Source organism: Halomonas sp. BM-2019 (genome assembly GCF_017584085.1).
Window position 1 is genome coordinate 72,586 of sequence record NZ_CP071922.1, and the last position, 2,946, is coordinate 75,531.

At 71.9% G+C, this 2,946-nt stretch carries 2 protein-coding genes; both read right to left on the reverse strand.

The features are described from left to right. Nucleotides 1-58 precede the first annotated feature (58 nt). Complete coding sequence (locus J5F18_RS00370; protein WP_346300394.1) at nucleotides 59-1,423, reverse strand: heme biosynthesis HemY N-terminal domain-containing protein; 1,365 nt, start codon at nucleotides 1,421-1,423, stop codon at nucleotides 59-61. Continuing rightward, nucleotides 1,420-2,880 (reverse strand): uroporphyrinogen-III C-methyltransferase, encoded by a 1,461-nt coding sequence (locus J5F18_RS00375; protein ID WP_346300395.1) that lies wholly within the window; start codon nucleotides 2,878-2,880, stop codon nucleotides 1,420-1,422. Before J5F18_RS00375 ends, J5F18_RS00370 begins: the two co-directional genes overlap by 4 nt. Nucleotides 2,881-2,946: the final 66 nt, after the last annotated feature.

A 2,946-nucleotide genomic window follows, 5' to 3' on the forward strand; every position in this document is an offset into this window, starting at 1 on the left:
CGCAAAGGGGGCGCCGGATGGCGCCCCCTCGGGTACGACTGCCTGAGCGTAGCCGGCGTCAGGCGGATTTCTTCTCGTCGGCCGGCTTCTCCTTGGCCGCCTGCTCGCCGACAGGCTTCTCGTCGGCCTCCGGCGCTGCCGGCGCGTCGGGCTTCCCGGCCGCATCCGGCTTGGCCCGGGACGGGGTCTTCTCGGCGAGCACGTCCTTGTCCTCGCGGGGCTGGGGCAGCGAGGGCAGCGAGCGGTCGAGCAGCTCGACGCTCTGGCGATAGAAGAGCTGGCTCTTGTTGTGCTCGCCCAGGTTGGCGTAGAGCCGCGCCAGCTCGGCGCACACCACGCCGCTGGGGCGCTGGCGCTGGCTCGCCTCGAAGTACTCCTGGGCCTTGCCCCAGTAGGCATTGCGCAGCGACAGGCGACCCAGGGTGAGCAGCAGGTCCGGGTCGTTGGGCCGCTCCTGCAGCCACTTCTCGGCGGTCACCAGCTGACGGGCGGCGTCCACGTCAAGCAGGCCGTAGCGCAGCACCAGGCGGCTGTCCCAGTGCTCCTTGAGGGAGTGGCGCAGCAGCCGCTCGGCGATGGGCTCCTGGTGGCCGCGCACCAGCGCCTCGGCATAGAGCACGATCAGATCGATGTTGCCGCGCAGGTGGTCAGGCATGTCGGCCCACAGACCGCGCACCTTCTCGATGTCGGTGCCCTCGCGGGCCTCGCGCACGATCAGCTCGCGGTAGGCGCGCTGCTCGAGCTGGTCGCGCTCCTCCTTCGAGATCAGCTGCTGGGCGCCCAGCCGCGGCATCAGGCGGCGCAGGCCATCCCAGTCGCTGACGCTGAGGTAGGCCTGCTTGAGCTGCTTGAGCACCTGGGGGTGGTTGGGCAGCTGGCGGTCCAGGCGGGTGAGGATGGCCAGGGCCTCCTCGTACTGCTGGCGGTCCAGCATCAGCTGGGCCTGCATCAGGCCCACCGCGGTGTCGGCCCCCTCGGTGCTGAGATGCGCCCGCTTGAGCAGGGTATCGGCCTGGTCGAAGCGGCCCTGGTAGTGGGCCGCCAGCGCCGCGGAGAGGTAGTTGACCAGCGGCGTGCTGGAGTCGTCGGCGGCCTTGACCAGCGCCTTCTCGGCCTTCTTCCAGCGCCCCTCGGCCAGCGCCACCAGGCCGCGCACCGTGCGCTTCATGGCGTTGCGGTTGCGGGTGCGGCTGTTCCACACCTTGAAGCGCGAGACCGGGCGCGTCAGGCGGGTCAGCACGCGCAGGACGAAGTGCAGCACCAGGAAGCCGGCCAGCAGGAGCACCAGCCCGAACCAGAAGGAGGTCTGCACCGAGGTGTCGCCGACGCGCACCAGCCAGTAGCCGGGTACCGACATCATCAGCTGGCCGAACAGCGCGCCGAGCGCCAGGCCCAGGACGACGATCAGGATCAGCTTTCTCATGCGTCATCTCCCCGGCGCGACTCGAAGCGGCGCTCGATGAAGGTGGCCAGGGCCTGCTGGGAGCCGCTGATGTCCGGCAGCTCCGGGCGGATCGGCTCGGCCCTGAGTTCGCGCAGGCGCTCGGTGACCGACTGAACGCCGCTGCTGCCGGTATCGTAGTAGCCCTCGATGAGGGTCAGGGCCTTGTCGAGGCTCGCCTCGAAGAGCGCCTGCTCCTCCTTGAGCAGCGCCAGCTGCGACTGCTCCAGCACCAGGCGCACGCTCTGGCGCAGGTAGGACTCCTGCTCCGGGGTGATCAGCGCCTCGAGGTCGGCGTCATGGTGGCGGATGGTGACCAGCTCCCTGAGCTCCTGGCCGAAGCGCGACAGCTGCTGCTGCCAGGTGCCGGTGGGCACTTCCTCGATGCCGGAGCGCACGGTGACCTCCTCGATCTCCTGGGAGAGCGGCTGGCCGGCGATCTGATCCTGCTGGGCATTGAGGGCGAGCCACAGGCCGGTACGGTCGACCCTCGGCACGGCCTCCAGGGCGGCCAGCTCGCTGGCGATCTCGCGGCGCACCGGCACCAGGGCGGGGTTGTCGGCCTCGCGCAGGCGCTCGTCGGCGGTGCGCAGCAGGGCCGCGGCGCCGGTCACGTCGCGCTCCAACTGCAGGCGCTGGTTGGCCAGGCGCAGCAGGTAGGCCGCCTCGGCGTGGAGCCAGTCGCGCTCGTCGGCCTCCTGCTCGCTGGCCAGCTCGGCCAGCACCTGGTCGAGGGTCTCGTTGACCTCGCCGCGGTAGTCGGCGAACTCCCCCTGCAGGGTCTGGATGGCGGCGTCCAGGGCGGCGTCGCGCTCGCTCTCGCCCTGGTCCAGGCGACTCTCCAGGTCGGCCAGGTCCGAGGCGCTGGCCAGCTGGCCGGTGGTGGACTCCAGCTCGGCGATGCGCGCCTGCTGGGCGTCCAGTTTCTGCCAGGCCTGCCAGCCGAGGAACACCACGGCGACGGCCAGCAGCAGCACCAGCACGATGGCCGCGAGTCCCGCCTTGCCCCCCTTGCCGCCACCGTCGCCTCCGGCGGGGCGAGTCGCCGCGCCAGCGCCACCGCCACCGGAAACCGGCCGGGGCTCGGCAGGCTGGGCCGGGGCGTCAGTGCCGGACTTCCCGGCGGATGCGGCCTGGGCGCCGGCCGGCGCGGCCGGCTTCCCCTGGGCTGCCGCCGCCGGCTTGTCCGCGGCGTCCTTGGCGGTGGCCGGAGCGTCGCCATTGACGCGGGGGCCGCTCGGGGCCGACGCTTCGGGCTTCGCCGCCGCGCCCTCCGCCGCCCGGGCCGGCGCGCTCGACGCCGACGTGCGCTGCGGGTTCGCCTTGTCATAGCGCCGCGAGCGCCGTCGGCCCTGGGCGCCGCCCTTGCCCGCCTCGCTGCCCGAGGTCGCGCCGTCAGACGCCTTCTGTTCGTCCTGCTCGTGTGGTTGCTTGCTCATCTTGTCGCTAGCCCTTTTCGAGATCGTCTTGATCGACATCGGCTTCCTGCGGGTCACAGGCGGTGG